Here is a 23,152-nt window from a genome sequence, read left to right as displayed (position 1 = left end):
GTAGGTTGATTGAAACAAAACCCTCCAATACAGTACAATTACTTATTTTCTCAAACCTACTACTAGCCCTTATTGCGTTTTTAAAAGATGTACTCTTAGCCGCATATTTTGGAACAAGTAATGTAGCTGATGCAATTAATCTAGCGTTTTTTTTACCTGATACGATCGGAAATAATCTCGTTGGAGCTGCAATCGCGGTTTCTAGTATTCCTGTATTAACGAGGTTGGCATTACAAGATGACGTCTCAATATATATAGGTACAATTCAAAAGTTAGTTGCACTAGTTATTATTGGGTCGTTACTAATATGGGGAGGTATTATTTTTTCTGAATCATCTTTGTTTCAATTATTTCATTTAACGAATAAGGGGAATTCACAAACAGTACTCAATTATTTTATGATTTTGTCTCCTATTATCGGAATTGCCCCGATATGGCTTTTGGGCTCGTCTGTATTACAAGCATCCAGACGTTTCAATTTACCAGCGGTCACACCGATTATCTATAATCTTTTTCTTTTGGTATGTTTATCTTATTGTCAATGGGCGGGAATACCACAATTGAAGGGTGGTAGGCTATTTTCAATCGTGATGACGATTTCGACCCTATTTGTTGGTTGTTTGACTTGGTACTATGTATTAAGGAAGCAGAAAATAAAATGGACCTTTATTGCTTGTTCCTTAAAAAGTGATCTTTTAGAAATAAGGAAAATATTTTCTACATTTCTAGCTTATTTAATTATTTTATTATTCAGCCAAGCTGCTCTTTTTTCTGAGAGACTTATAGCTAGTACCCTTGAGACCGGAACCATTGCTGCATTATCCTATGCCTATCGAATTTCACAATTTCCACTATGGGTTTTTATTGCGGCAATTAATACATTTATTTTGCCAACGATAAGCTTACATGTTGAAAAAAATGATACCTTTTCGTTAAAACGTGATCTAACAAAATCATTTTTGTTTGTTATTTTGGTTTCTGCCAGTCTATCAATTCTTTTGGTAATTTTTTCGGAGCCATTATTAAAAATTGTCTTAGCACGAGGTTCCTTTAATTTACAGTCTGTTAAATTAACCAGTACGATTTTAAAGGGGTATGGGTTATCAATCGTAGGGCAGAGCTTATTTGTTTTTTGTACTCGATATTATTTAGCGGAAGGAAAAATGAGAGTGCCATTGATTATCGGTTTGAGCGGAAGCAGTTTAAATATTGTTCTATTGAATTATTTGGTACCATCAATGGGAGCTGCGGGAATAGGTTATGCAGCAGCGATATCCTCTTCATTTAGCGGTATTATAATTCTCGCTTATTTCATTAAAAGCTTATTTTCAGTAGAACAGAAGGGAGGAGTTTCATATGAATGATTTCTTAGTTGTAGTCCCTGCTTACAATGAAGAAAAGAATGTGGGAAATGTTTTTCATTCATTAAATCAACTGAACTTACCGATTGATATTGTTATTATTGACGATGGTTCCACAGATAATACAGCCGGAAAAGCATGGCAATGTGGTGCCCAAGTCTTAAGTCACCCTACAAATCTCGGATACTTGTCTGCACTTCAAACAGGATTTAAATATGCAGAAAAAAATAATTATTCCTATGTCATTTTTTTTGATGGAGACGGTCAACATGATCCCGGGTGTATTAAGGATATGATGGAAGCAATTAAACGAAATGAAGTAGATGTTGTCATTGGTTCAAGATTTCTTAATAATAGTAATATGAAAATCGGTTTTTCAAAAATGGCGGCCGTAAAATTTTTCCGTTCCATCATTTATAGGATTACAAAGAAACGGATTACTGATCCTACTTCGGGATTTAAAGCATTTAAAGCAAATGTTTACAAACGATTTACAAATTCACGGAATTTTTACTATGATTTGCCTGATAGCAACTTTATTATAGATATTTTACTTCAGAAACTTACGATTTTGGAGATACCGGTTAATATGTTTGATCGGGAACATGGAGAGAGCAAAATTCATCATTCCGGCTTGAAGCCTTTCATCTACATGGCCCAAACTTTGTTAAGTATTTTAATTGTTATAATGAAAAATAAAATGCATCTTACGGGTGGGAAAACATCATGAATAGCTATCTACAATTTTTTTTAATAGTCTGTGCATTATTATTTTCATTTGTGGTTGTTAGTTTATTATTGAAGAATAAAATTAGTGAGAGAAACTCTGTTATATGGCTCGCAGGTACGTTACTCATTTTTCTAATTGCCGGTAACCCTGCATTGCTGGATAAATCAGCGAAGTGGTTAGGGATTGCTTATCCTCCCTCGCTATTATTCTTGCTATCAACGCTGGTCTTATTATTATTTAGTCTTTATCAAACGATACAAATTACAAAGCTGTCTAGTAAAGTTAAAGATATATCTCAATATTTAGCGCTTAGTCATATACATGATCAGCATGTAAACAGCGGGGTAACAGAGGTGGGAATTGAATATGATGGAGAAAATCATGAATGATATTGGACTCTTACTTTTAATTTTGGCTATTATCATATTATTTGCTGTTTCTATCCTATTAATTTTTATTACGCTTTCAAAGAAGAAGCATCAAAATGTCGGGATGAATTTTCTACAATCATTTATTGACAATTATAAACCAACACTTGGTATTGAGAAAAACTTAGATTTGATTCTTTTGAAAACACAAGAGCTAGTTATGGCTCCTAATTATTGTTTTTATATTTATAATCCTGCTAATCAAAAATATACATTAAAGGCTGTTCGTCAATTGACAACTGACACAAACATTGCTCCATCGTATAGCGGATTAGTACCTTACGAGAAAGAAAAATTTGATCCATCTATTTCCCTTCCAGCGGATAGTGTAACTTCATTGACAACCATTGTAAAAGAAGGAGAAGTTCCCTTATTGACTATTCCGATAAAAGGTGGAAAAGGCATTATTCAAATTGGACCAGTCAATAAAGTCCCAAATAAAGTTCTAAGGAATTTTGATCAAATAGGAAAGCTGTTAGAGGTCCCTCTTAAAAACCTAATTGAAGAGGAAGATCAAAAAAGAAATTACGACGTGCTTACAACATCTGCTAAAGCAGTCAAATATATTCATAACTTATTTATCCATGAAGTAGAATTTATCAAGTTAATTATTCAAACCTGTATTAAAAACACTCAACCATTGACATGTACGATGTTAGAGGCAAGTTCCTCTTTCCAAAGAGTAGCGTATTCTTTTGGGGTAAGTAAGCAAATAGTGCAAAACCTAAATAATAATTCTGAACTTTTTCTAAAAATTAAGAGTTTAATAGATGACAAGTCATTTTCGATTATTTCAAACACTTCAACACGCCATGCAAAACTGAGTGAACTCTTAATGATCAATGGTGCCGACTATTTGGTCATGACACAATTTACTTTAATAGGAAAGCAGTATATCATGCTATTTTCATTTGAGGGTGAGTCTAAAGAAGTAGAGAATACTAGAATACAGTCAATAAAAACGCTTTGGACACAAATTCAGCATTTTGTTCAAATAAAACATGGGACTAAACAGGTTTCTGTTGCCTATATTGATTTCTTAAAAATGATTGCAGATTTAATTGACCAAATGTCGCCATTTACAATCGGAGCTTCGATGCTTATGTCGAAGTATTCTATGGCCATTGCAAGGAAGATGGGATTGAGTGAATTTCAAATTCATAGCATAGGACTAGCAGCGTATTTAAGTAATATTGGAATTATTGGATTATCCGATGGTTTATTAAATAAAGAAGGAATATATTCTGATAAGGAATATGAACAAATGAAGCTCCATTCCGAAATCGGTGCAACCATCATCGAAAACACTATTGCTCAAGAGGATGTTGCACTATATATAAGACATCACCATGAACGGATGGATGGAAACGGTTATCCATCTAGACTAGTAGGTGAAAATATCCCTGTTGGAGCAAGAATTATTTCAGTAGTTCAAACCTTTCTTGCCAAAATCAACGGTCGTTCCTATCGTGATCCCTTACCATTTGATGATGCACTTAAACTAATAAATGACTCATCAGATTCTCAATTGGATGCAAAAATTGTTGCAATTTTTCTTAACTGGTATGAAGAAAAAAGGGCTGTTGCTGAAGGAAATAGGGCTATAGGAAATTGCTGGGAAGTATGCTGTACACCTTCATCTATTTGTTCACAATGCCCTGCATTCGGCCAAATGAATCAGAATTGCTGGGAGTTTGAGCGAAATAATTGTCTTGCCCACGGCAAAATGTGCCAAACCTGCCTTGTTTACACTGAAGCAATGTCAAGGATAGATCGATCGAAAGAGGCTGTGATATAGAGATGTCAGACATGCTAACCAGTTTCCGTAAGGATCGATTGTTACTTGCAAAAAATTATGCTTTGTACTACGGCTATGGAAAAGGAAAGGAATTGTCACTATTTGATATTGCCATTGTTGATCCAAAGGGGTTAAAGATTCAAGAGCTTGGGCGCTTAAAATTAAATAATACGTTGATCATTACTTATTTAAGCTTACTAGAAGTTCATCCCACTGAGCCTATTTTTCAGGAGTTGTCTAGTGAGGATTTCTTACTTATTGATGGAAAACCATTAAAGAATGACGCGTTTGGAACCTACCTTGTAAACCTGCAATCAAAAAAATGGATCAATTATTTATTAACAAAAATAAACTACCATTTTAATGTTTTAGAATCAGATGGACTTTTTATCGATACAATTGGGGATCTAGAACTCAATTTGATACCATACCCGTTAAAAGAGCAGCAATTAAATGCAGCGTTAAATTTTCTATCTGTTGTGAGATTAGTATATCCTCATCATTTGTTGATTCAAAACAACGGGTTAGAATTTGTTTCAAGTAAGACGGTTTCATTAATTGATGGTATTTTCTGGGAAAATCCACCTTTTACCTTACCGGAAAGTCAGGAATGGGTAGAAGTGATTATTCGCCAACTTTCCATGTATAAAGATCAACACAATTTAAAGATTTTCCTACTGCTTGAAGAGACTATTGAAAAAGAGAGAAAAAGTTACCTACAGGCAAGGAAAATTGCCAAAAAGCATGATTTTCTTTTATACTATGCATCAGAAAATTATGTAGAAGGCGTTAATATGATAAAAGGGTAGATATTCAGGTTTATTATCTCTTTATTTAAGGAAATAGGAGTTCACTAGTATAAAGTGAACTCCTATTTTGTTTATAAATATACCGTCCGGCAGTAAATTATACTTCCTGTGTTTTGTTTGCACTTTCCGGGACTCTGTAAAGAATGAAACCACCAATACCAAATAAGATGATTAAGGAAAATACACCGCTATTGGTGTTTTTTGTAATGTATGCGGTAAGACCGACTAAGGAAGGTCCTAAGATCGCTGCAAATTTATAAAAGATATTATAAAAGCCAAAGAACTCGTTCGCATTTTCCTTCGGGACAAGTCTCGCAAAGTAGGCACGGCTTAATGCTTGAATCCCTCCTTGAGAGGAAGCAACCAGCATGGCCAAGATCCAGAAATCCAAAGTGGTTTTCATAAAATAGGCATAGGTACATATGACGATATAAACGAAAATACCAACGATCAACATGGTTTTTCCTTTGAATTTTTCTGCAAGCTTGCCATATAAAATGGAGAATGGAGCGGCCACCACTTGTGTGGCAAATAAAATAATGAGAAGGTTGGTGGAACTGATTCCTAAATCTGTCCCATACGTGGTGGACATTGTAATAATCGTATCAACCCCATCGATGTAGAAGAAATAAGCGAGCAGAAAAAGAAATAGCGGACGGTAGGACTTAATATGTTTAAAGGTTGCGTACATTCGCTTGAAGCTGCTCGATATAGGATTCGCCACCCGTTCAATATAATAAACCTGTTGGACATTTTTAAGCATCGGGATCGTGAACAGCCCCCACCAAAGTGCTGTAATAACAAAAGCAGCTTGACTCGCTACTGTTACAGATAGCGGGATAACCTTTTGTTGGGATAGAATAATGAGTGCTATACTTATGATGAAAGGAATGGTACTGCCAATATAGCCCATGGCAAATCCTCTAGAAGAAATTCGATTCATACGATCTTCAGTGGTCACATCAACAAGGAAGGCATCATAAAAGATATTGGCCCCCGCAAAACCGATGACGGTGAACATATAACAAATAAGCAAAATAAACCATTGACTATTAGGCACAACTGCCAGAAAGGTTGTAAATACAATACCTAACGTGAAGAAAAAAGTGAAGAATTTTTTCTTAAACCCTTGATAATCTGCAATCGTACCGAGTATTGGCGCACAAACGGAAACGAGAAGTGTGGCAATTGAATTGGCATAACCCCAATAGGCAGTGGATGTAGTCGCGGCAAGTCCGGCATTATTTGCAGCCGCTTTAAAGTACAATGGAAAGATGGCTGTAGTGATCAGTAAGGAGTATGCCGAGTTAGCCCAATCATAAAAGACCCAGCTTTTTTCCGGTTTAGACAATTTGCTCATCTGTTTTTCCCCCATTTCTTTTTTAGATTTTTAACATCTCCTCCAAAACCCTTCCATCAGTTTCTCCAAGGCTAACCCCTAAAAGCCTCGCCAACGTCGGCCCCTCGTCTATTAGTCTGATTGAAGGCAGGGTGATGGGGTGAACCCCTTTGCCACATGCGATAAAAATCGTTGAATACGCTCCTTTTTTGGGTGAATAACCATGTGTTGCCAGCGTATATTTTTTATCTGCAGTAACATCCTCCCTGGTTATCGTTTTAAGATATTCCCCTTGAAAATCCTCTAAAAAGTAAAAGCCTTTTTGCGCTTCCACCATAAAAGCACAGGTCCCGTCAGCGCCTTTTTCAGCAGCCTGTTCACCGGTTAGCACCTGTTCGATCCCTGATTCGGGATCAGCTTTTAATGAATGTAATAGTAGGGAAACTTCATCAAATGTCTTAGTATCTTGAATGTCATTTAGATAAATATATGCGGACCCATCACAACTTTTACTATAGGCTTTCCAATTTATCAGCTTTCCTTTGGAGTTAGTTAGTATTAGCTTTTGCTTATGTAGAAGAACATTTAGATGTAAGGCTTTGTTTTCATCTAATGCACTATGATCGCCTAAGGCCACAATGGTTGAATTTTCATAGATACCACTATCCTTAAGGGCTTCAATAATCCTGCCAAGCCGTTCATTGTGACGGTGGATCGCAGCGGTTGCTTCCTCGGAAGAAAACCCGTGATAATGCCTCTGTGTATCTAAGTCTGTAAAGTGAACTAATAATAAATTCGGTTTCTTTGTTTTTATCGTATCGACCGTTGACTCCAGGACAAAGTCATCCAATTCAGGCTGATTTAGACCCTTTCGAATATGACCAAATCGTTTATTCAGGTCCCATTGGTAAAGAGGGCTTCCACTTAAAAGGGAAACAAGAATTTGATTTTGCCAGGGCCGATTCGCAAAAATTTCCGGCATATTGTAGTCGATATTCGCTTTTCCTGTTACCGGCCAAAGTAATGCTGCTGTCGTCATACCAGCCTTCTTTACTTCATCATAGATAGTGGTTCCCCTGATAGAGTTACGAAACCAGTGCCAATCAGGAGAAAGCCAGCCTGGTTGCAATAGAGTATTATTGATCACCCCATGCCGATTGGGATAATTTCCCGTAACAATTGTAGCATGACAAGGATAGGTAATCGAAGGATAAATAGACTCGACAATTGGGGCAATTGCACCATGTTGAAGGAGTGTCTGAAAATGGGGGAGTGTTTGCAGTAATGGGAAATCTAAAGCAGAAAGGCAATCAAATGAAATGACAATTAAATGGTCTGTGAGACGTTCCATAGTTAAAGACCTCCTATCGCAATGCCTGCTCATTTTCATTGTACTATAAAAACTTTCCTGTTATAAAAAAAATCACATGGAAATTTCCCTTATTTGAAAAATTCCCATGTGAAATCCATAGTTACTATAGAAATCAGGCTTGTTGAAATTTTTATCTATTTTATCCCTTATTTTTATGAAAGGGGCAATTAGAAATAGAGGTGTTGTCATCATGTAAAAAATATTGTTTCCACTCGAAGTTATCCTCTTTTCCATAGCTATTCAAGTCCGGGTGAATTCCAATAGAATCGTAGTCCGTCAATCGTTTGCGGATTTTTGATTTTACTTTTGAGGCATGGGCTTCATATGAGTGGAATTCCACTAATACAGTTCTGGGGGTAATTGCCAGCATAAAATAAGGAAAATGTCTGCTGACTCTATTTTTATGAGAAGGGGTCGCACAATACATAAAATATTGTTCCCCGTGAAAACAAAATTCCCATAGCGGATTATGCGGGTCTGTTGGTATATGTCGCGGCCATTCTTTACAATCGATCTCAGCTAAGCGATTGAGTTGTTTCCAAAACAACTGTTCAAAGGGCTCTACACGGGTACTATCTTTTAATTCTTGGGATGTTTCATAAAAGATAATCAAGGATGTGTAATTTCCGAAGTTTCGAAAGCATTTTGAATACGCTTCTAATAGTTTGGCAAGTTCATCTGCAGAGGAGATATTTCTCGGATCAGAAACAAATCCATAACGGAAATGATTTAGTCGATACCCAAGAGTTGCAGGTATACAGGGAAATAAGGAGTTTTTATCGTCCAGTTTTGCCGAGAATTCTTCTACTGCAGCCCTCTTCCATTTTTCAAGACCGCTCTTATATATGGATTCTTTTGTAAACAACATCTTAAACGCTCCTCCCATCGCAATAGGATATGAAGGAAAATCTTTATAGGTGAATGTCCATAGCAGCTTCCAAGCCATTTTTGCATGCCGGGAATATAACTTTTACGACTATAAGTAAATGATTTTACCGAAGTAGTTTGTTTGAATTAACCAAAATAAGCTGTTATAAATTTTTATAACATAAGAAAAAAGATAGAGGTGTTTTATGAAAAAAGCGAATGCAAAGATGAATGCGATCCTAATAGCCGATACACCCGAAACATTTGTAACAAGAAGAATTCCCGAAGTGTGTCTTGAATTTGGCGGAATTAAAGGAGATCGACACTTTGGTGTGACCTATCCTTCTGATTCCCGGCAACCGATGTATCCAAAAGGAACAGAGATTTTAAATCGCCGTCAAATTACGATTGTTTCGGAGGAAGAATGTCAAAAAATTGCGGAAGAGCTGGGGGTAGAATATGTTTTACCGGAATGGCTTGGGGCAAATCTATTACTGAACGGTTATCCTGAACTTACAAAGCTGCCGATGGGTTCCCGTATCCTTTTTCCAAACGGTACGGGATTAATCTGTATGGGGGAAAATCAACCCTGTATTTTTCCGGGTGAGGAAATCCAGCGACATTACGAAACGAAACCGAAACTTGCCGCTAACTTTGTCCGAGCGGGGTATAAACGGCGGGGGATTGTATGCGCAGTTGAACGGCCAGGGGAAATTTTTGAAGGTGATGAAGTCCGTATTTTGATTAATGATTTAAAAAATCCGATGCAATAAATCCGTATGGAATTACATAAAAATAAGAAAGCAGAAGGTAAGATACCGGTGCGAGATACTAAAAAAGGACAAGAGGGATATATCCTTCTTGTCCTTTTTTTCGTCCCTGGCAACTAAACTGAACTCTATCAAATTAATATATTAAAATGTTATTTAACTTGCTTCTGATAGTAAGTCCCGTTTTTTGTTTGAGTTAAGTTTTGCGTAAACAGGTATACCAATTATAGTTAAACCGATAGAAAGTAAAGCATCAAGTGGAGAATTGATTACAGTACTTCCAATAATATAGACCGCCCCAATAAAAGCAACAATCGGTGTTATCGGATATAAAGGCACCCGATACATATTTTTACTAACAGATGTTTTTTTACGAAGTAAGAATACGGCTAAAAAGGATAAACCATAAAACGTGAAAACTGTAAAAATAGCAATATCTGAAAGTCTGTCAGGATTGGCAACAATCATCATGATGATGGCGATTGCAAGCTGAACCACAGTTGCCCCGACAGGTGTTTTATACTTTGGATGGATGCTAGATAATGCCTTTGCTCCCGGCAGGAATCCGTCCTTTGCCATCGCGTAAGGAATTCTAGGGAAAGTCAATACTTTTCCATTTAAACAGCCAAAAATCGAAACGAGAATTCCAATGGTGATTAGTTTTCCGCCCATGCTTCCAAATAGGTGGGCAGCAGCTGTACTGGCGGCATTTGGTCCTAATTCAACAATTTTACTTGCAGGTAAGACATGGAGCATGGCAATATTTACGGTTAGATAGGCAACAATGACAATAAGAATTCCGAAAATAATCGCTCTCGGAAGAGTTTTGCCGGGATTTTTCATTTCTCCGGCCATAAATCCGACGTTCATAAAACCATCATAAGCCCATAGCGTTGCTAATACAGCAGCGCCCATGCTAAAAGAGTGAGTAACCCCACTGCCCATATTAAGAACGGTAACATCACCTCTAAAAATTCCAAAAAAAGCAATAAGGATAATAGGAATCAATTTTCCGATTGTAGAGATGTTTTGAATGAAGCCGCCATACTGCGTTCCTAATAAATTCATAAAACCGAGAAAGATAATCGTTACGATTCCTATAATAATCTTATTACTATCCGGTATTCCAAAGAGTCCGGCTACGAGCGAGCCGAAATATAAACCAAGGGCACCCATAATAGCAGGGCCATAAATAAGTGTTTGAAGCCAGCCACACAAAAATCCCCAAAAATTTCCATATACTTCTTCGATATATGCATACAAACCACCTGTTTTTGGGATTTTTACACTAACCTCTGCAATGGTTAACCCGCTTGCCAGTGTGATAATTCCGCCGATAATCCACGCCCAAAGTGCAAGTGTGGAATTTCCTGTGTCTGAAATTACGATTCCGGGTTTCATAAAAATTCCCGAACCAATCACTGTACCAACGACTAAAGATGTGGCAACTCCAAAGCCGATATTTTTCTTCAAGTGAGCTTCGTTTTTCATGTCCATCCCCCGTGTACAAATGTTTTTGTCTTGCTTAACCGGATTATAACATGAAAATTTTAAAGTAATATTTTTTTAGAATATTTAAATTAGTATTATTTGTATAATTATTTATTCATCTTTCTTTAATAATTCCTTAAAGGGAAAGAAATAATCAGTATTGTAAACAAGCTTATCTGATGTTCTAAGTTATTCTTAAAAATAAAAAGAGTTCTCATTTTTTCTGAGAACTCTTGATAATTTAATACTATACACTCTTATTTGCTCCAGTTGATATTATTGGTTTTGCCGTTGGCATATTGGCAATAAATACGCCAAGTAATACGAGCATTCCACCGATTATTTGAGTCAACATAATTTGATTTCCTAATATAAAATGAGAAGCAAGAATGGCAACAAACGGTTGGATATTCATGAACATGGAAGCCGTTCCTGCACCAACTTTTGCGACACCGCCATTCCACCAAAAGCCGGCCACTCCCTGTGCGAGTACGCCTGCGCATATTAACAAAATCCACATCAAAAGAGAATGGCTTACAACCGAACCGCTAATTATTCTTTCCACTCCTGCAGCGGGAATCATAAGGACGCTTCCCAGGACCGTTGCATAAACCGTAATCACAAAAGAAGGCATGGTTTTAGCTAAACCACGGATAAATAAAAGACTAATAGATAGACAAAGCATCGCGATTAGGATATTAAAATCCCCCCAGGAGATTCCAAAGGAACCATTCCCCACACCAATAATCGAAAACACACCGATTAAGCTGATAATTGCTCCGGAAGCTTTTTTCGTCGTAAATTTCACTTTGAAAATAATCCGTTCCAATAGAATAGTAGCGATGGGTGACATCGAAATAATCAATGATGCATTAGCAGGTGTGGTATGGTGCAAACCGGTAAAATAAAAAGTTTGGTTCAAAAGTGTACCAAAGATACCAACACCCACAAGGTATTTCCATTCCGATGTCGAAGGCCGCTGCATTCCCTTATGGACAATTGCAACTATGATAAGAAAGAGTGAAGTAAAACAAATCCTGACCGTTGATAAAAAAACAGGGGAGAAGCTTTGAAGCAAATAAGAACTTACGGGATAATTACAGCCCCATAATACCGAAACCAAAAATAAGCTAATTAAAGCTTTATTATTACTTCCTGACATAAGGATAAACACAAACCTTTCCGACAACTTAAAATTTTAATTTAATAATCCATTTTTTATTATAACATGGTATTTCGGGGTGCGAAAGAACTAATGGTGACAGGCACCATTAAAAGACACTTTGAAGGTTTGTCCACTGTGAGTGTACAGTTTAACGCAAGTTTCCTTAGATAATGTAATATATATTACGATTAGAGTGGTTTTACCAGGAGTGTTTTTTTGGGTTTAATTAGGTTATTCATTTCAAAAAAGGGGAGATTTTCTTGAACATAGAAGAAGGAACGTTTAATGGCCTGGATGGCCGTGAATTGTTTTACCGGGTATTAAAACCAAAATCAGAACCGAAAGCAGCAGTTATTTTAGTACACGGCCATGGAGACCATAGCGGAGGGCTTCAACATATTTCTGAACGCTTGATTGAAGGTGGTTATCTTATATACGCCTTTGATTTACGCGGTCATGGCAAAAGTTCAGGTGTAAGGGGTTATATACGGAAATGGGAGGAATATCGGGGAGATTTACATGCGTTTCGAGAATTAGTCAGTACTGAGCATCCCGGGCAGCCATTATATATTGTCGGTCATAGCCTTGGCGGGGCTATCAGCCTTGATTATACCTTATTCCATGGGAGTGGTATTTCAGGAATCGTGTCCATAGCTCCTGCTATTTCATATGAAGTAACCGCTTCAGATAAAGTGCTGATTGCATTAATGGGTAAAATAAAGCCGGATTACACCATTAATAAACCTGATAATCCAGATTTACTAACCCAGGACCCTGAAATGGTAAAGAAACTGTATTCAGATCCGTTGCGTCATAATACGGTAACTCCCGGTTTAGGCAGGGGATTAATGCAAGTAGTACCAAGTATAATGAACCAGTCTCAATCAATCAGGCTGCCCTTTCTGTTACAGTATGGGCTAGCGGATGAAATTACACCACCGGAGAAGCTTCGAGAATTCTTTCATACTGTTGGCTCAGAAGAAAAACAGAAGTTTGAATACGAATCAGCAAGACATCGTCCATTTGATGACTTGGGCCGTGAACAATTTTTAGAAGACTTATTAAATTGGCTGGACCAACAAACACAAAAGCAAGTATAAATCTCCTGTAACGCACAAAAACGTATTACCCTAATTGAGGTAATACGTTTTCTCGTTAAATTGAAGTGGCCCCAATGCGATCAATAATGTACTGTAATCTTACGCTCCATCTTACATACCTTATAACACTCAGATTTGTTAAAACCAAACTTTCTCAAATTTCCCTTTGAATCATTAACGAGAAAATTGATTTATAATTAGGCCTGGATACAAGTCTCATTAGATAGGCTGATTCACTGGGTTTTTGTTTTCTTTTCGTGTTAAGAAATTTAATAATTGTACTCGCATTTCTTATGCCTACACCGTGGCCATAGTACTTGTCATTTCCAAAATAGATGACGTTCTCTGCCCGCCAATGAGGCTGTTTAGGGTCAAAATCAGGATTATTGAAATGTAAAACATCACCGGGTAAAAAATCAATCGTTTCTTTTTGATAAACAGGGAGATTCTCGTCAAATTGCCAATCCATTAAATAAAGCCTATCGAAGTAAGCATCAAATAGTCTTGACCCGATGGAATAAAGAGTCGAAATATATAAAACTATGGCTACAGCCGTGGAACATTCAAATGCATATAGTGGTCCATTCTTAATGATGTCTAAAATCGCAGCAGAAGGATTCGCATTATTTTTAAGCAGAAATCCACCATTACTTAAACGATCCCAATACTTGGGATTACAAAAAGCATATTGAAATGTTGTAAATTTAGCACGGCTTTTGTTAAGTTCGGTTGCAGCTTTTAATGTGTTGGCCCTAAACAAAAGTTCAAATTTCAATTGATTTAAAGTTTCATACCGGTAAATGACTTTAAAGGCAGCCATCTGTTTAATGATGGTTTTTTGTTCGGTTTTTTTAAAATCATGAAAGAGTTCCTCAGGTTTGAAAATCCGATCATTAATTTTAATCATTTTCTGCCTCCTGAATGAATCATAAACACCTCCTAAAAAATATGAAACTCCTTTAATTTATATGCAATACCTATTAAATCGTTTATTAAATGTATTTTAAAATTTATAAGATCTAGTTATATGATGAGAAGGTAGGATCAAATCCGGCAAGTTTCTTAGCATAAAGCATATTCGTTTTTAGGATTTCATAATAAAGATCAGGAAAACCCGCTACTAAAGCAAGCTCATGGGAGGGATTACAGTGCTGAATACCAATAATCCATATATCCCTATTCGCATCAATCTTAATATCAACACCGGTATTTGCAAAGTGTACTCCGCTTTGCTCGATAACTTTAACAGCTTTTACGGCTATGTCATATATTTGCTTGATTAACAAGGTAGTGCTCAATTCGCTAAGATCCCAAACCTCTTTTAATGTTACTTCACCCAATTCAATTAGAGGGTAAATATTACTTAAATTGGTACCGGGTTTTCCTTGCCTTGCAAACATGCCCATTACTTGCCAATCACCTTGGGGATTTTTTAATAAAATGACACGAAAATCGATGGTTCGATTATGAGTAGTGAGCAATTCTATTGATTCCTGAATCATATACTTTCCTTTTCTAAAATACTTATTAAATAATGAGTAGGCTTGGTCCTTATCGTGATAACTGACTACCTTGGTTTCTCCTTTTTTAGGGTAGGTGAGAATGATATTGGACTGTTCTTTTGAAATAGTGTAAACTGATGCCCCATTCGTAGCACTGATAGATTTGACAATGGCTTTAGGGTATTTTGATAAAAAGGAGTATAAATCTTGAGGGGACTCATAAAGAATCGAGTATGGCAAATAATCATTTACTTCGCCGGCGGCAGCTAATTTTTCGTGTATACTCCATTTATTCAAATAAAAGTCATTAAAAACCGAATCGCCAATGACCGATTGAAAATGTTTAATCCATGCAGAACTTACCTCACTACTCATAATGAAAATAGATGAAGGATAAGGAAATGTATTTACATCCCACCTTTTTTTCACGGGGTTATAAAGATAGCCTTTGATAGACTTGTTAATTTTGTCTACTTTCTCAAGCGAAAAAACTATGATTGCACCTTTGATATCATTGTAATGAAATAAATAGTCTACTAAATCATCAAGATATTTTTTTATCGATGAATCATAATACCCCGCGAGTAAACCAATAAGAGGGCCGAGCTGGATTTCGTTTTCCTTTAATTGAATCTCAAAGCTGCAGGTAAGAGGAATTTTTAACTGTTCTATTAAATCCGAAGATAGGCTTGTTTCATTTTTTTGAAGATGATTAGAAAGTTCAACATTAATCGGGATTGAGCGGGTACCGAATCTGAGAAGTCTCTTTGTTGGGTATAAGATTCCTAATGTTTTTGCCATATCGGGATGAATAGAAAAACACTCCGTGCTATTAGTGTCAGAGGTTAATTGAATACTATAATCCATGTTTTTAATCCCCCAATCATATTTTGTGGATAAGTTATTTTATGAAAAATTTATCATAATGTTATAGGTGAATAATAAAATGGGGGATAATGTATGAAATTTTTCTTGGGGTCATGCACCTGAGAAGACAAGTCAGGTACAAGTCACCAATTAAATGGGTATAAATACAAAAAACGCCTTTTAAGGAGGCGTTTTTTAAATAGCACGAATATAGAAATCAATTAAATACGAAGGAAATTTCTTTTTTATTTATAGAAAACTTTGTCAATATTATATTTTGCCTGAAGTTTATTAACAATAAATGTTTCATAAATTTCTCTTTCCATTGGATCTTCAACAACGCAAACAGCGATTTTATATACTTCGTTACGATGCATTTTGATTGGTGATACGTTGTCTTCAAAATGCTTTTTGATTCTCGGTCTTAATTTTCTTGCTTTGCCAACGTATAAAAGTTCATCATTAGCATCAAAAAAAAGGATCAGACCGCCCTTATCTCTTGGAATTCGGTGGTAATCAGTAAATCCATAAACACTGCTTAATTCTGATTCAACAGGCTCTCCTAATTTCTTCTGCTTGGTAATAACAATATCTGGTGAAGGTATTTCAATATTAATCACTACGAATCGCTCCTTGATCTCAGTAACTTGTTACCGGTCTTATACTAATGTTCCATTATAACACAATGTTTATAAATAAGTTTGTTTCTATCAATAGTGTTATATTTTAAATTTTTCAAAAAATTTATAGACTTCACATTTGACAAGTGTTTTACCTGTATTGAATATCTTTGAAATAATACAGCCATATTATTTCAAATACAATTTTGTCGGATAAGCTCCGCTAAAACAAGCTATACAGCGACTGCTGGTTTCTGCAAGGTCTACATCTACTGCCTCCAATAACCCATCAGTACTTAAAAAGGCTAATGAATCTGCACCGATGACCTGCCCCATTGCTCGTTCATGTTCGTGTTTGTTGGCAAATAGTTCTTCTTTTGTTGGCATATCGACACCATAAAAACATGGATTTCTTACCATTGGTGAGCTAATTCTTACGTGAACTTCCTTAGCACCTGCTTGTCGGATTAATTGGACAATACGTTTGCTTGTTGTTCCCCGGACAATCGAGTCATCCACTAATACTACTCTTTTTCCTTCCAAAATTTCTTGAACGGCGCTCAATTTTAAACGAACGGCTAAGTCGCGTAATTCCTGAGTAGGCTCGATAAATGAACGACCGGCATATGGGTTTTTGATGATCCCCATTTCATACGGAATTCCTGATTCATTGGAAAAACCAATAGCAGCAGGGACGCTCGATTCCGGAACGGCAACGACAACATCTGCATGTGTTGGATGCTCCCTCGCAAGAATTTGGCCAAGCTCTTTCCGGATCGCGAGTACACTTCTTCCTTGAATAACACTATCAGGACGTGCAAAGTAAACAAATTCAAAGGAGCAAAGAGAACTTTCTCCTTTTGCTGCAAATCTTCCAGTCTGAATTCCCTTCTCATCAACAAGAAGCCATTCACCCGGTTCAACGTCTCGCCAGAACTTTGCATCAACTGCATTTAAAGCACAAGTTTCCGAAGCGGCGATAACGGATTCACCTATTTTCCCGAGACTAAGCGGACGTAACCCATGACGATCCAGGGCGATTAGCATTTGTTTTTCCGTCATAATGAGTAAGGCAAATGAACCGTCAATACGCGTAAGAACATCAGGTGCTGCTTCAGCAAAATGCTTTTTACTTGACCGAGCTATTAGGTGGGCAATAATTTCCGTATCGGTCGTTGTTTGAAATATGCTTCCTTGCTGCTGCAGGACATCCCGTTCGATCCTTGCATTTACGAGGTTGCCATTATGAGCTACGGCCAGGTCACCCTCGCTGTATTTAAAAACAAGAGGCTGTGCGTTTTGCAATAAACTTGCACCGGACGTAGAATATCGGACATGACCAATGGCCATATTTCCGTTTAGTCCATCTAGGATTTTACGTGAAAATACCTGAGTAACTAGACCCATTCCCCTATGATGTCTGAATGATTTCCCATCACTTGCAACGATTCCTGCACTTTCCTGACCGCGATGCTGAAGCGCATGAAGTCCGTAATAAGTTAAATCAGCTGCTTTTGTGTGATTAAAGACTCCAAATACTCCGCATTTTTCCTGCATCTCTGAATCCATCTTTGTCTGCCTCCCGTAAATTTCATTTTATTATTTTTGGCGAAAGAAAAATTTCTATCCTTTTTAAATGGAGTCATCAATTATTTCGTAGGTGTGTATTCGACAAAAGATTATCAGTTTCTTTAAGTAAAAGAATAGAATAAGGGTTAACCTATAATCGTTTGAAATCTTTTTGTCAGTTTGAAGGAGGAAAACAAAGTGAAAGTAATTAAACCTGGATCAACAATTGGTATTTTGGGAGGAGGGCAGCTGGGAAGAATGATTTCAATTGCCGGGAGAAATATGGGATACCGTTTTATTACTTTGGATCCGACACCCGACTCTCCATGCGGACAAGTAGCGGATTGTCAAATTATGGCTCCCTTTTCCGAGCTTAATGCTGCTAAGGAATTAGCAGAATCCTCAGACGTCATTACGTATGAATTTGAAAATGTTGATTCCAATGTAGCGTCCATCTTGGAATCAACATCCTTCGTACCCCAAGGAAGCAAACTCCTTAAAATCACACAAAATCGAATTCTTGAAAAGACCACGTTACAGTCTTCTAATGTCCCTGTTGCTCCCTTCACGGTCATTCAAACTCTTAATGATATTCATACGGCTATTGAACGTTTTGGTTTGCCGTGTGTAATGAAAACAGCGACAGGGGGGTACGATGGAAAAGGTCAGTGGGTAATACGGAGTATGGATCAATTACCAACTGTTATTGAAGCTTTGGAGAATTCAGGTGTGGAAATGATTATCGAACAATTTATATCCTTCAGCAAAGAATTATCCGTCATTGTTGCACGGAATATACTAGGGCAAACAAAGACTTTCCCAATTGCTGAAAATATACACGTCAATAATATCCTTCATCAGTCCATCGTCCCTGCAAACATCACCGCTGAACAATCCAAACAAGCAGAAATCGTTGCATTGAAGATTGCAGATTCATTACAAGCAGTTGGATTAATCGCAATAGAAATGTTCCTTACGAATGATGGCGGAATTTTGGTGAACGAGTTAGCACCTAGACCTCATAATTCCGGTCATTATTCCATGGATGCATGTATTACATCCCAATTTGAACAACATATTCGGGCCATATGCGGCTTGCCATTAGGAGATACAACCCTTTTAAGCCCGGTTATAATGGTAAATATTTTAGGTCAACATTTGAGCATAGTGTTAGATAAAATGGTGCAACTTCCTTCAACAGCTAAGCTTCATTTATACGGAAAAAAAGAAAGTATAGAAAATAGGAAAATGGGTCATATTAATTTTTTGGGTACTACTCCTGAGCAGATAATCCAACAAATTAATAATCTTCAAATATGGAAATAAGAAGAAGTTATTGCTGATAAATATGAAATACCCTCAACTTGAAGATTCCATGTTCAGGATAAAATGTTGTGAAGGAGAAAAAATATGGAGAAATTAGATCAACTATATGAAGGTAAGGCTAAAAAGGTTTTCAGAACATCCGATCCTGAAAAATATTGGATTGAGTATAAGGATGATGCCACTGCATTCAATGGAGAGAAGAAAGGACAAATTACTGGAAAAGGAACTTTAAATAATGAGATTAGTGCCATTTTCCTTAGAATGTTGAAGGAAAAAGGGGTGGACAACCATTTTATTAAAAAAATTTCCTCAACTGAACAAATTGTACAAAAAGTGGAAATAATCCCCATTGAGGTGGTTGTTCGTAATATTACAGCAGGTTCACTAGCTAAAAGGTTAGGATGGGGGGAAGGGAAGGAGCTATCGCACTCGGTAGTGGAATTCTATTACAAAAATGATGAGCTAGGTGACCCTTTTATTAACAATGATCATATTGCCCTACTTGGGCTCGCGGCAGAATCCGAATTAGTCAACATTCGGAAACAAGGCCTGAAAACTAATGAGATCCTAAAGGAATTTCTTTTTAGCAAAGATATTATATTAGTTGATTTTAAATTGGAATTTGGTAAAACGTCAGATGGCAAAATAATTCTAGCGGATGAGATTTCACCCGATACTTGTCGGTTCTGGGATGTAAATACAAAAGAAAAGTTAGATAAAGATCGGTTCAGACGCGATTTAGGAAACGTGGAACAAGCCTATCAAGAAATTTTGCAGAGAATTGGAGGCAGAGTCGATGTTTAAAGCAACCGTATATGTAACATTAAAAGAGAGTGTTTTAGACCCACAAGGGAATGCTGTTCAAGAGTCGCTTCATTCACTGGGATACGACGAGGTTGGAGAAGTACGAATCGGCAAATACATGGAGCTTGCAATCAATGGTGATGATCAAAAGAAGGCAGAGGAACAGGTAAAGGATATGTGTGTGAAACTGCTGGCCAACACAGTAATTGAAGACTTTAGGTTTGATCTTAATATATGTTAGAAGGATAGGAGGGGAATAAGATGAATTTTGCTGTCCTTGTTTTTCCAGGCTCAAACTGTGATGTAGATATGTATAAAGCTGTTTTAGATACAATTGAACAGCCTGTCGATTATGTATGGCATTTAGAATCTGACCTCACAAAATATGATGCAATTCTGGTCCCGGGAGGCTTTTCCTATGGCGATTATTTACGGCCGGGTGCGGTTGCGGGTTTATCCCCTGTCATGGAGCAAGTGAAAATAGCGGCAGAAGCAGGGAAATTGATTCTTGGTGTCTGCAATGGATTTCAAATACTGACAGAAACAGGCCTTTTGCCGGGTGCTTTACGAAGAAATCAACGTTTAAAATTCCATTGTGAAATGATCAGTTTAAAGGTAGAAAACAACCAAACACCATTCACTTCAGAATACAGGGAGGGCGAGACGATTCGTATTCCTATCGCCCATGGAGACGGAAACTATTATTGTGATCAAGAAACATTGAATCGCTTAGAAAAGGACAACCGGATTATTTTCAGGTATAAAGGAACAAATCCAAATGGTTCAATTTCTGAAATTGCAGGGGTGATCAATGAGAGAGGAAATGTTTTAGGGTTAATGCCCCATCCGGAACGTGCGGTTCACAAATGGCTTGGATCAGATGACGGTAAACGGATGTTTTCATCTATTTTAAGCTACTGGAGGAAACAACATGGCACAGCATAACCAACCAAGCCCTGAGCAAATTTATGATCAAAAGATCTATCGGGAAATGGGTTTAACCGACGAAGAGTTTAATAAAGTAATCGAAATCCTTGGGCGAAAACCTAATTATACGGAAACGGGAATTTTTAGTGTGATGTGGTCCGAACATTGCAGCTATAAAAATTCGAAGGTAGTTCTTAAGCGTTTTCCTACTTCAGGTCCCCGCGTTCTTCAAGGCCCCGGAGAGGGGGCAGGTATTGTAGATATCGGGGATAATCAAGCGGTTGTTTTTAAAATTGAAAGTCATAATCATCCATCAGCCATTGAACCCTACCAAGGAGCGGCTACCGGTGTAGGCGGAATCATCCGTGATGTCTTCTCGATGGGTGCCAGGCCGATTGCTTTAATGAATTCATTGCGTTTTGGAGAATTAAATAACCCTAAAACCAAATACATATTTGAAAATGTCGTGGCAGGTATAGCAGGTTATGGGAATTGTATGGGAATTCCTACTGTTGGCGGGGAAATCTATTTTGATTCATCCTATGAAGGGAATCCCTTGGTAAATGCCATGTGTGTCGGACTAATTAATCATGATGAAATTCAAAAAGGCTTAGCAAAAGGGATTGATAATCCAGTTATCTATGTCGGTGCAGCGACTGGAAGAGACGGTATTCATGGTGCGACGTTCGCATCAGAAGAGTTGAGTGAAAACTCGGAAACTAAACGTCCGGCTGTTCAAGTTGGGGATCCGTTTATGGAAAAATTGTTACTGGAAGCAACTCTTGAATTGATTGCATCCGGTCATGTTGTAGGAATTCAAGATATGGGAGCAGCAGGATTAACCAGCTCCAGCTCTGAAATGGCAAGTAAAGCAGGAAATGGTATTGAATTGAATCTTGACCTCGTTCCACAACGTGAAAAAGGTATGAATGCTTACGAGATGATGCTCTCAGAATCCCAAGAGCGAATGCTGGTGGTAGCAAAAAAAGGTAAAGAAGAGGAAGTAAAAAAGATTTTTGACAAATGGGGCCTCCATTCTGCTGTAATTGGACGGGTTACAAATGATAATCAACTCCGCTTGCTCCATGAAGGCGAAGTAGTTGCTGAAATTCCTGCAGACAAGCTGGCAGATGATGCGCCAGTTTATTGTAAGCCATCTAAAGTGGCTCCTTATTATGAGCAATATTCATTACTCGATACGAATGCAACAATTGAAGAACCAATAGACTTTAATTCTGTTTTGAAGAGATTGTTAGCATCGCCAACTGTAGCAAGCAAAGAATGGGTTTATCAGCAATATGACTATATGGTTAGAACAAATACCGCTGTCATACCGGGATCGGATGCCGCTGTGATTGCCATCCGCGGAACAAGGAAAGCATTGGCGATGACTACGGATTGTAATGGAAGATATGTTTATCTTGATCCGTTCACAGGAGGAGCCATTGCTGTAGCAGAAGCAGCCCGTAACGTTATTTGTTCAGGAGCCGAGCCGCTGGCCATTACGGATAATTTAAATTTTGGAAGTCCTGAAAAACCGGAAATCTTCTGGCAGTTTGAAAAGGCTGCAGATGGCATAAGTGAAGCTTGCCTTCAGCTGAACACTCCGGTCATTGGCGGAAACGTCAGTCTTTATAACGAGACAAAAGGGGAAGCCATTTTTCCAACTCCAACAATCGGGATGGTTGGTTTAATTAAAGATATTGATCACATCACTACTCAAGAATTTAAAAAAGAGGGAGATTTAATCTTTTTAATAGGGGAAACAAAAGCTGAAATTGGCGGTTCTGAGTACCAAAAATTAATGACGGGCCGAGTGGAAGGACGCCCCCCTCAGTTACATCTTGATTTAGAAAAGAAAATCCAGGATTTTACACTCGAGGTGATTCAAAAAGGATTTGTGCAGTCAGCCCATGATACTGCGGAAGGCGGTTTAGCAGTTGCCTTAGCAGAAAGCTGCATTGGAGGGAATGTGGGAGCGGACATAGTATTAACAGATGAACTTCGTGCAGACTTTAGCCTGTTTAGTGAATCTCAATCAAGAATTATTCTTTCTGTTTCCTCGGAACACGCTAAGAATGTAAAGGAAATCGCGAACCGGCTGCAGGTGCCAATAAAAGAGATTGGCATCGTGAAAGGAAATGAAATGCAAATTGAACATAATGGATTGACTGTCATCTCTCAATCAGTTTCAACACTCGAAGAAGTCTGGCGAAATGCCATTCCTGAAATTATGAGTTCCGAGCTATTAAAAAAGATCAACACTCAAGAAATATCTTCAAGTTTACCGTAAAGGAGTGAAAACGA

21 protein-coding genes are annotated in these 23,152 nt (G+C 37.5%); 12 read left to right on the top strand and 9 right to left on the bottom strand.

What is annotated here, in order from left to right; all coding sequences use genetic code 11:
* The first annotated feature begins 5 nt into the window (after positions 1 to 5).
* From murJ to AC3ANV_RS17720, 5 genes are read left to right on the top strand one after another with little or no spacing between them, the layout of a single operon-like run.
* Positions 6 to 1,364, top strand: coding sequence for a murein biosynthesis integral membrane protein MurJ (murJ, locus tag AC3ANV_RS17740; RefSeq protein WP_488310009.1), 1,359 nt, complete (start codon positions 6 to 8; stop codon positions 1,362 to 1,364).
* Positions 1,357 to 2,091 carry a glycosyltransferase family 2 protein gene (locus tag AC3ANV_RS17735; protein WP_488310008.1) on the top strand — a complete coding sequence of 245 codons (735 nt, stop codon included), beginning with the start codon at positions 1,357 to 1,359 and terminating at the stop codon, positions 2,089 to 2,091. Before murJ ends, AC3ANV_RS17735 begins: the two co-directional genes overlap by 8 nt.
* Complete coding sequence (locus AC3ANV_RS17730; RefSeq protein ID WP_488310007.1) at positions 2,088 to 2,480, top strand: DUF2304 domain-containing protein; 393 nt, start codon at positions 2,088 to 2,090, stop codon at positions 2,478 to 2,480. Before AC3ANV_RS17735 ends, AC3ANV_RS17730 begins: the two co-directional genes overlap by 4 nt.
* Entirely contained in the window at positions 2,458 to 4,317 is a 1,860-nt protein-coding gene (locus tag AC3ANV_RS17725) for an HD-GYP domain-containing protein (RefSeq protein WP_488310006.1), read from the top strand. The genes AC3ANV_RS17730 and AC3ANV_RS17725 overlap by 23 nt, the downstream gene beginning before the upstream one ends.
* Before the next feature lie 11 nt (positions 4,318 to 4,328).
* Positions 4,329 to 5,126: a hypothetical protein gene (locus AC3ANV_RS17720; protein WP_488310005.1), complete on the top strand. Its 798-nt coding sequence runs from the start codon at positions 4,329 to 4,331 to the stop codon at positions 5,124 to 5,126.
* 97 nt (positions 5,127 to 5,223) lie between these two features.
* On the opposite strand, the gene AC3ANV_RS17715 is transcribed toward AC3ANV_RS17720, so the two are convergent.
* The 3 genes from AC3ANV_RS17715 to AC3ANV_RS17705 all read right to left on the bottom strand — a co-directional run bounded on the left by AC3ANV_RS17715 (position 5,224) and on the right by AC3ANV_RS17705 (position 8,705).
* Complete coding sequence (locus tag AC3ANV_RS17715) at positions 5,224 to 6,486, bottom strand: MFS transporter (protein ID WP_488310004.1); 1,263 nt, start codon at positions 6,484 to 6,486, stop codon at positions 5,224 to 5,226.
* 22 nt (positions 6,487 to 6,508) lie between these two features.
* Entirely contained in the window at positions 6,509 to 7,816 is a 1,308-nt protein-coding gene (locus AC3ANV_RS17710) for an alkaline phosphatase family protein (protein ID WP_488310003.1), read from the bottom strand.
* 160 nt (positions 7,817 to 7,976) lie between these two features.
* Positions 7,977 to 8,705, bottom strand: a complete 729-nt coding sequence (locus tag AC3ANV_RS17705; RefSeq protein ID WP_488310002.1) for a YqcI/YcgG family protein — start codon at positions 8,703 to 8,705, stop codon at positions 7,977 to 7,979.
* Between the two features lie 205 nt (positions 8,706 to 8,910).
* Between AC3ANV_RS17705 and AC3ANV_RS17700 the strand changes: the two genes are divergently transcribed.
* Positions 8,911 to 9,477, top strand: coding sequence for an MOSC domain-containing protein (locus AC3ANV_RS17700; protein ID WP_488310001.1), 567 nt, complete (start codon positions 8,911 to 8,913; stop codon positions 9,475 to 9,477).
* A 153-nt stretch (positions 9,478 to 9,630) separates the two neighbouring features.
* On the opposite strand, the gene AC3ANV_RS17695 is transcribed toward AC3ANV_RS17700, so the two are convergent.
* Complete coding sequence (locus tag AC3ANV_RS17695) at positions 9,631 to 10,965, bottom strand: APC family permease (protein ID WP_488310000.1); 1,335 nt, start codon at positions 10,963 to 10,965, stop codon at positions 9,631 to 9,633.
* A gap of 247 nt (positions 10,966 to 11,212) precedes the next feature.
* Positions 11,213 to 12,127, bottom strand: coding sequence for a DMT family transporter (locus AC3ANV_RS17690; RefSeq protein ID WP_488309999.1), 915 nt, complete (start codon positions 12,125 to 12,127; stop codon positions 11,213 to 11,215).
* Positions 12,128 to 12,390: 263 nt separating this feature from the next.
* Between AC3ANV_RS17690 and AC3ANV_RS17685 the strand changes: the two genes are divergently transcribed.
* Complete coding sequence (locus AC3ANV_RS17685) at positions 12,391 to 13,230, top strand: alpha/beta hydrolase (RefSeq protein ID WP_488309998.1); 840 nt, start codon at positions 12,391 to 12,393, stop codon at positions 13,228 to 13,230.
* A gap of 154 nt (positions 13,231 to 13,384) precedes the next feature.
* Here the strand turns inward: AC3ANV_RS17685 and AC3ANV_RS17680 are convergent, their stop codons facing one another.
* The 4 genes from AC3ANV_RS17680 to purF all read right to left on the bottom strand — a co-directional run bounded on the left by AC3ANV_RS17680 (position 13,385) and on the right by purF (position 17,788).
* Positions 13,385 to 14,137 (bottom strand): protein-glutamine gamma-glutamyltransferase, encoded by a 753-nt coding sequence (locus AC3ANV_RS17680; RefSeq protein ID WP_488309997.1) that lies wholly within the window; start codon positions 14,135 to 14,137, stop codon positions 13,385 to 13,387.
* Positions 14,138 to 14,249: 112 nt separating this feature from the next.
* A complete protein-coding gene (locus AC3ANV_RS17675) occupies positions 14,250 to 15,599 on the bottom strand; it encodes a YheC/YheD family endospore coat-associated protein (RefSeq protein ID WP_488309996.1) in 1,350 nt (449 codons plus the stop codon).
* A 245-nt stretch (positions 15,600 to 15,844) separates the two neighbouring features.
* Positions 15,845 to 16,219: a nucleotide excision repair endonuclease gene (locus AC3ANV_RS17670; protein ID WP_488309995.1), complete on the bottom strand. Its 375-nt coding sequence runs from the start codon at positions 16,217 to 16,219 to the stop codon at positions 15,845 to 15,847.
* Between the two features lie 189 nt (positions 16,220 to 16,408).
* A complete protein-coding gene (gene purF / locus AC3ANV_RS17665) occupies positions 16,409 to 17,788 on the bottom strand; it encodes an amidophosphoribosyltransferase (RefSeq protein ID WP_488309994.1) in 1,380 nt (459 codons plus the stop codon).
* Positions 17,789 to 18,046: 258 nt separating this feature from the next.
* Here purF and purK point away from each other — a divergent pair, with 258 nt between their 5' ends.
* From purK to purL, 5 genes are all read left to right on the top strand, one after another.
* Complete coding sequence (purK, locus tag AC3ANV_RS17660; protein ID WP_488314266.1) at positions 18,047 to 19,114, top strand: 5-(carboxyamino)imidazole ribonucleotide synthase; 1,068 nt, start codon at positions 18,047 to 18,049, stop codon at positions 19,112 to 19,114.
* An 84-nt stretch (positions 19,115 to 19,198) separates the two neighbouring features.
* Positions 19,199 to 19,918 (top strand): phosphoribosylaminoimidazolesuccinocarboxamide synthase, encoded by a 720-nt coding sequence (purC, locus tag AC3ANV_RS17655; protein ID WP_488309993.1) that lies wholly within the window; start codon positions 19,199 to 19,201, stop codon positions 19,916 to 19,918.
* The gene (purS, locus tag AC3ANV_RS17650; RefSeq protein WP_488309992.1) at positions 19,911 to 20,159 is read left to right on the top strand and encodes a phosphoribosylformylglycinamidine synthase subunit PurS; all 249 of its coding nucleotides are present in this window, start codon (positions 19,911 to 19,913) and stop codon (positions 20,157 to 20,159) included. Before purC ends, purS begins: the two co-directional genes overlap by 8 nt.
* Positions 20,160 to 20,179: 20 nt before the next feature.
* Entirely contained in the window at positions 20,180 to 20,863 is a 684-nt protein-coding gene (gene purQ / locus AC3ANV_RS17645) for a phosphoribosylformylglycinamidine synthase subunit PurQ (protein ID WP_488309991.1), read from the top strand.
* A complete protein-coding gene (purL, locus tag AC3ANV_RS17640) occupies positions 20,850 to 23,138 on the top strand; it encodes a phosphoribosylformylglycinamidine synthase subunit PurL (RefSeq protein ID WP_488309990.1) in 2,289 nt (762 codons plus the stop codon). Before purQ ends, purL begins: the two co-directional genes overlap by 14 nt.
* Positions 23,139 to 23,152: the final 14 nt, after the last annotated feature.

It is taken from the genome of Neobacillus sp. DFD-2R (assembly GCF_057747865.1).
The sequence above is the reverse complement of the archived record's forward strand: the minus strand, read 5'-3'. Positions and strand labels throughout refer to the sequence as shown.

Coding starts and splice junctions, on each gene's coding strand:
- AC3ANV_RS17690 (WP_488309999.1), bottom strand. CDS start 12,127: ATGTCAGGAAGTAATAATAAAGCTTTAATTAGCTTATTTTTGGTTTCG.
- purK (WP_488314266.1), top strand. CDS start 18,047: ATGATTTCAATTGCCGGGAGAAATATGGGATACCGTTTTATTACTTTG.
- purL (WP_488309990.1), top strand. CDS start 20,850: ATGGCACAGCATAACCAACCAAGCCCTGAGCAAATTTATGATCAAAAG.
- purQ (WP_488309991.1), top strand. CDS start 20,180: ATGAATTTTGCTGTCCTTGTTTTTCCAGGCTCAAACTGTGATGTAGAT.
- AC3ANV_RS17675 (WP_488309996.1), bottom strand. CDS start 15,599: ATGGATTATAGTATTCAATTAACCTCTGACACTAATAGCACGGAGTGT.
- AC3ANV_RS17725 (WP_488310006.1), top strand. CDS start 2,458: ATGATGGAGAAAATCATGAATGATATTGGACTCTTACTTTTAATTTTG.
- AC3ANV_RS17705 (WP_488310002.1), bottom strand. CDS start 8,705: ATGTTGTTTACAAAAGAATCCATATATAAGAGCGGTCTTGAAAAATGG.
- AC3ANV_RS17680 (WP_488309997.1), bottom strand. CDS start 14,137: ATGATTAAAATTAATGATCGGATTTTCAAACCTGAGGAACTCTTTCAT.
- purS (WP_488309992.1), top strand. CDS start 19,911: ATGTTTAAAGCAACCGTATATGTAACATTAAAAGAGAGTGTTTTAGAC.
- AC3ANV_RS17710 (WP_488310003.1), bottom strand. CDS start 7,816: ATGGAACGTCTCACAGACCATTTAATTGTCATTTCATTTGATTGCCTT.
- AC3ANV_RS17720 (WP_488310005.1), top strand. CDS start 4,329: ATGCTAACCAGTTTCCGTAAGGATCGATTGTTACTTGCAAAAAATTAT.
- AC3ANV_RS17715 (WP_488310004.1), bottom strand. CDS start 6,486: ATGAGCAAATTGTCTAAACCGGAAAAAAGCTGGGTCTTTTATGATTGG.
- AC3ANV_RS17730 (WP_488310007.1), top strand. CDS start 2,088: ATGAATAGCTATCTACAATTTTTTTTAATAGTCTGTGCATTATTATTT.
- AC3ANV_RS17735 (WP_488310008.1), top strand. CDS start 1,357: ATGAATGATTTCTTAGTTGTAGTCCCTGCTTACAATGAAGAAAAGAAT.
- AC3ANV_RS17700 (WP_488310001.1), top strand. CDS start 8,911: ATGAAAAAAGCGAATGCAAAGATGAATGCGATCCTAATAGCCGATACA.
- purC (WP_488309993.1), top strand. CDS start 19,199: ATGGAGAAATTAGATCAACTATATGAAGGTAAGGCTAAAAAGGTTTTC.
- purF (WP_488309994.1), bottom strand. CDS start 17,788: ATGGATTCAGAGATGCAGGAAAAATGCGGAGTATTTGGAGTCTTTAAT.
- AC3ANV_RS17695 (WP_488310000.1), bottom strand. CDS start 10,965: ATGAAAAACGAAGCTCACTTGAAGAAAAATATCGGCTTTGGAGTTGCC.